Annotated in this window: 2 protein-coding genes and 1 pseudogene; 2 read left to right on the forward strand and 1 reads right to left on the reverse strand. The window is 61.8% G+C overall.

Annotation, left to right across the window (positions count from 1 at the left end):
• Both BLP82_RS29775 and BLP82_RS29780 read left to right on the forward strand, forming a co-directional pair.
• Nucleotides 1-4,263, forward strand: a pseudogene (locus BLP82_RS29775) (LapA family giant adhesin); the annotation flags it as partial.
• Between the two features lie 141 nt (nucleotides 4,264-4,404).
• The gene (locus BLP82_RS29780) at nucleotides 4,405-4,743 is read left to right on the forward strand and encodes a hypothetical protein (RefSeq protein WP_053161687.1); all 339 of its coding nucleotides are present in this window, start codon (nucleotides 4,405-4,407) and stop codon (nucleotides 4,741-4,743) included.
• A gap of 249 nt (nucleotides 4,744-4,992) precedes the next feature.
• Here the strand turns inward: BLP82_RS29780 and BLP82_RS29785 are convergent, their stop codons facing one another.
• Nucleotides 4,993-5,346, reverse strand: a complete 354-nt coding sequence (locus BLP82_RS29785) for a DUF6124 family protein (protein WP_092177141.1) — start codon at nucleotides 5,344-5,346, stop codon at nucleotides 4,993-4,995.
• Nucleotides 5,347-6,090 lie beyond the last annotated feature (744 nt).

Genomic DNA, 6,090 nt, shown 5'->3' on the forward strand with positions numbered 1-6,090 from the left:
CCCGTCACCGCGCAGAACGGTCCGGTCACCGTCACCCTCGACAGCGGCAAAACCATCACCATCGCCGCCGGCGCAAGCTCGGGCGTATTGGACGTAGCCGTTGGCAATGACGTCTATCAAGGCCCCACCACCGTCACCGAGTCGATCAAAGATGCATCCGGTGGCAACCTTGAGGCCATTGCACCGAACACCGCGCCAGTCAGCACCATCGTCAGCGACGTCAACGACACCACCACCGTGACCTTGACTGCCACACCGACCGTGAACGAAAACGGCACCATCACCTACACCGCGACCCTGACCGGTGCCGACGGCAAACCGGTCACCGCGCAGAACGGTCCGGTCACCGTCACCCTCGACAGCGGCAAAACCATCACCATCTCCGCCGGCGCAAGCTCGGGCGTATTGGATGTGGCTGCTGGCAACGATGTCTACACCGGTGCTCCGTCCATCACCGAAACGATCAAATCGGCTTCCGGCGGCAACCTCGAAGCCATCGCTGTCGATAAGACCGGCGCGTCGACGACGGTGGGCGATACCGTCGACAACACCACCGTCAGCATTAGCGGCAGCACGTCCGTCACCGAAGGCCAGGCAGCCACGTACACCGTCAGCCTGACCAACCCGGCGCAGACGGAAGTGACCGTCAAGATCGTCTACAGCGGCACCGCCGCCGACGGTACGGATTTCACCGGTGTCTACACCGTGAAGATCCCGGCCAACGCCACCAGCGCTACCTTCAACGTGGCGACGCTGGACGACAAGATCACCGAAGGCACCGAAAACTTCGTGGTCAAGATCGACTCGGCCACCGGCGGCAATTTCGAACACCTGGGCGTCAGCGGCACCAACGGCAGCGTCAGCACCTCGATCATCGACAACGATGCGCCGCCGGTACTCGACCTGGACGCCAACAACTCCAGCGGCAAGACGGGTGCCGATTACCAGGTGACCTTCACCGAAGGCACCACTGGCCCGGGCGTGTCCATCGCCGATACCGACCTGAAGATCACCGACCCGGACAGCACCATGCTGACCGGCGCCACCATCGTGCTGACCAACCGTCAGCCTGGCGATGCGCTGAACCTGGGCAACAGCGTCAACGGCATCAGCATCAACGCCAACAGCACCGATGGCAAAGTCGTCCTGACGCTGTCGGGCAATGCGACGCTGGCCGACTACATGCAGCAGATCAAGAACATCAGCTTCATCAACAACAGCGAAGATCCGAGCACCGTACCGCGCATCATCACCGTGACGGTGACCGACGGCAGCAACTACTCGAACACCGCGACCACTACCGTGAACGTGGTCGGGGTTAACGACGCACCAGTAGCCACCGGCGGCGCGGTGACCGGTACCGAAGACACTTCGCTGGTCCTCGGCTGGTCGACGTTCGGTATCAGCGACGTGGACAGCGCCGCCGCCAGCCAGGGTGTGAAAATCACCGGGCTGCCGGGTGACGGCAAGCTGCAGTACCTGGACGGCGCAACCTGGAAGGACGTGGCCAACAACCAGACGTTCACCAAGGCCGACATCGACGCCGGCAAACTGCGCTTTACCCCCGATGCCAACGAATCCGGCGCCAACGGCAACCCGACCGGCGTGGGCGATCAAAAGGCCGATTACGCGCAAATCAGCTTCCAACCAACCGACGGCCAGGCGCTGGGCAATACCAGCACCGTGAAGATCGATATCACGCCGGTCGCCGACGCACCGAGCCTCAACGTGGCTGGCAACAGCGTGACCTCCACCGGTCTGATCAAGGAAGTCTGGACCGGCCTGTCGGGCCTGGGCACCGATGGCAGCGGCGCGCCGTCCGGCACGCTCAAGTCGGTGATCGATGCCGCCGGCACGCCAAACAGCAGCACCAACGTGACCAACGTTCAGTCCGACAGCAACGTCAACCCGGGCACTGCGTCGAAAACTTCCGGCCTGATCTTCCTCGAAGCCGGCAAGACCTACACCTTCAGCGGCACGGGCGATGACAGCCTGCTGGTGACCATTGGCGGCAAGGATGTGGCGGGCATCACCTGGGGCGCGGGCGGCAAGCTGAACGGTTCGTTCACGCCGACCACCAGCGGCTACTACACCCTGGACATCTACCACCACAACCAGACCGGCCCGGGCAGCTACGACGTGAACCTGTCGGTCAACGGCAGCACGCCAGTGGACCTGAGCAGTGCAGGCGTGCCGCTCTACACTGGCGTGACCGACCTGGCGAACGCTGGCGTGACTGTCTCCGACCTGCACGGCACCAACGGCGAAGGCTACTACGACGGCTTCAAGCTCAACGAAGGCGCCGAAGGCACCAGCGTGCACCTGTCGAAGATCACCACCGCCCTGACCGACACCGACGGCTCCGAAAGCCTGAGCGTGAAGATCGGCGGTATTCCGGAAGGCAGCGTGCTGAGCGACGGCGCGGGCCATACCGCGACCGTGGGCAGCAACGGCGAGGCCTCGGTCACCGGCTGGAACCTGGGCAGCCTGACCCTGACGCCACCGACCTACTACAACGGCCAGTTCAACCTGACCGTGACGTCGACCTCTACCGAAGCCCTCGGCGGTTCGGCGGTCAGTACGGCGCAGATCCCGGTCACCGTCTACCCGGCGACCTACAACGCGGTCACCGCCACGTCTGGCAGCGACAACGTCACCGGCACCGACGGCAACGACATCGTGGTCGCCGACATCGGCGGGCTGACCGTGGTGCCGGGGGTCAACTACAACATCGCCTTCATGGTCGACAGCTCTGGCAGCATGAGCGACTCGTCCATCGCAGCGGCCAAGGCCTCGCTGACCTCGGTGTTCAACACCCTCAAGCAAAGCTTGGGCAGCAACTCCGGGACGGTGAACATCTTCCTGGCCGACTTCGACAGCCAGGTGAACAACACGGTCTCGGTCAACCTCAACGACCCGAACGCCTTGACCCTGCTCAAGGGCGTACTCGACTCGATGGTGTCCGGCGGCGGTACCAACTATGAAGACGTGTTCAAGACCACGGCGAACTTCTTCAAGAGCACCGACGCCCTGAACAATACCGGGGCGAAGAACCTGACGTATTTCATTACCGACGGCAAGCCGACTTACTACCAGACCGGCGAACAGACCAATCCGACGCTTTACGGCACCGTCAAGCTCGATGATGTCTTGAGCGCAGCCAATTACAGCGTCGGCAAGTACTACACCCAGACGATCGACAGCACACACAAGTACACCATCTACGAAAACGGTGAGATGTACCTGTCGACCAAAAGCGGCAAGAAATGGACCGACAGTTATGTGGGCACGGTGCATGCCGAGGGCAACGGCACCTTTGAACTGTCGAACCAGGGCGGCACCGGCTATGGCGAATACTGGAACTATGTCGATTCAGCAGCGGGCTCGACCGACAGCTTCACGCTGCTCAAAGGCTTGAGCAGCGTGGAAGCCATTGGCCTGAACAGTGATGTGACCCTGAACGACCTCAAGCCCTACGATTCGGACTCGACACCACAGACCAACATCGACCCGAACAACCTGGCCAACTCGATCATCGGCCACACCGAAGCAACCCTGCCGGGCGCCGACACGGTCAACGGTGGCGACGGCAATGACATCCTGTTCGGCGACCTGGTGAGCTTCAACGGCATCGCCGGCGAGGGCTACCAGGCCATCCAGGCTTTCGTCGCCCAGCAGAACGGCGTGGACGTCAGCAAGGTCACCACCAGCAACGTGCACCAGTACATCACCGAGCACTACACCGCGTTCGATGTGTCCGGTGCCCACGATGGCAACGACACCCTGCTGGGCGGCGCCGGCAACGACATCATTTTCGGCCAGGGCGGCAACGACACGCTCAACGGTGGCAAGGGCAATGACATCCTGCTGGGTGGCACGGGTAACGACACACTGATCGGCGGCCAGGGCAATGACACCCTGATCGGCGGCCTGGGGGGCGATACCTTTGTCTGGAAGTCCGGCGACACCGGCACCGACGTGATCAAGAACTTCAACGCCGGCGAAGGTGACCGGATCGACCTGCGGGATCTGTTGCAGGGTGAAACCGGCAGCACCATCGACCACTTCCTGAAGATCAGCACGGTCGATGGCGTGTCGTCGCTGCAGGTCAGTACCTCCGGCCAGTTCAATGGGGCCAACGGTGCCGCGGCGACGCCGGACGTGACGATCAAGCTCGAAGGCAACAACTGGTCGAACGTGAACCTGAACTCGTTGATCGCCGGCAGTGACCCGACCATCAAGGTCGATCACAACAACAGCTGACCGAGCCCTCACGGCCGCCCTTCACAGGGCGGTCGTGCATGGCTGCGCCCAGGATGACGATTTCGTCCTCACCCTCCATACTCCCCCACAGTTGGCCTATGCTGCCCAGCATGACGCCGCTTCATACATGAGGGATGCCCGATGTTTTATGTGCAACGCGATGCACAAGGCCTGCTGGTGCGCGTAGAAGCCACCGCTTACGCCGAAGCCACCGAGACCTTGCCGGCCGACAACCACGAGATCCAGGACTGGTTCGCCAACCAGGCGGTGGAAAACAGCCTCAAGCAGCTCAAGCAGAGCGACCTGGAAATGATCCGGGTACTCGATGACTTGATCCAGGTGCTGACCAGCAAAGGCGTCATCCGCGTCACCGACCTGCCAGCCGCGGCCCAGGCCAAGCTGATGGACCGCACCCAGGCCCGGGAAGCCTTGGGCGGCTTGAGCCGGTTGATCGACGATGATGAGAAGGGGTTGATCTAGCCTGCCCGAGCAGAACACAACCCGCTGTGGCGAGGGGATTTATCCCCGTTGGGCTGCGAAGCAGCCCCAACTGGCTGAATGTGGGCCACCTGACACTCCGAGGCGACTGGTTTTAGGGCTGCTGCGCAGCCCAGCGGGGATAAATCCCCTCGCCACAACGGCGTCCGGCTTCAGTTTGGGAAAGAGCTGAAGGGCTGACGCCATCGCGAGCTTGCTCGCGATGACAATCTTCAATTCACCGCAGGCCTGTCAGCCCGCCGCTTGAACCTCCAGCCGATCCATCGCCCGCTCCACCAACAACTGCACCCCATCGGCCATCCGGCTGATCGCCAGGATCACGCTGCGGCGTGAGCCGTCGACGTCATCAGCCAGGTCGGCGGCGATGGCGCTGATGGACAGCAAGTCTTCGGAGGCATTGGCCAGGAGGGTTTCAGTGTCGATATCCGGGGAGACCATGAAGAGCTGGGCGGTTGGGTTTTTTCCCGAGGCTTCATCGGTAGGTTTGGGATTGAGGTAGTAGTCGAGGGCGCGCTCGGCGGCCTCATCGAGTTTTTTGGAGGCGTTGCCAGGACTTCCTGGCGGATTCGGAGTTATTTTGAACATTAGAGATTTCCTAAACAGTTAAGTGGAAACCGTCACCGTTCGCTTGCACGCGAATGAGGGTGGCGGCCGTACGCAGGTGTGCAAGACCGGGCCTGTTTAGGACACCCAGCAGATCCAAGGATCTCCTGCGTGCAGCCGCCATAAAGTCAGCGGGCAGAAAAAAGCCCCTGAGCGATGTAGCGTCGCATCCTAAACAGTTTCTTCGGACTTGCACGTCCGTGTCACCGTTTTTTCAGTGACAAACCCAGACTAGCCACGAGGCAGACGCCGGACAAGTTCACCAACTTCGCTACAACTCGAAGGAAATCTCCTAGGACCTTGCTTTTGGAGGGGGTGTATATCCGTTTCTGCGGTAACGGCTACTGGCGGTTCCGCCCTTACGGCGGCTCACTTTTGAGAAGCGCAAAAGTAAGCAAAACGCTCTTGCCCCACCACTCGGCACCTCGCCTAGGCTCGGTGTGCCCTCACTCCGGCATTGCTCCGTGGGCCGCCGCGAAGGGCCATCCATGGCCCAGCGCGGCTACCTCGGCATCCATGCCGAGGTGCCCACTGCGCAATGCCTGCGTTCGGCCAGCGTGGTTAACGGGGCGCCCAAGATCAAAAGCAAGAGCAAGAGCAAGAGCAAGAGCAAGAGCAAGAGCGGGGCACATCCCGGCATTTTATTTAGCAGCCCCACCGCCGAGCCCTGTGGGAGCCGAGCTTGCTCGCGATGGCGATGGGTCTGCCTGCATCAATGCTGAATGT

This window comes from Pseudomonas sp. NFACC37-1, assembly GCF_900101575.1.
GTDB lineage: Bacteria > Pseudomonadota > Gammaproteobacteria > Pseudomonadales > Pseudomonadaceae > Aquipseudomonas > Aquipseudomonas fluorescens_AA.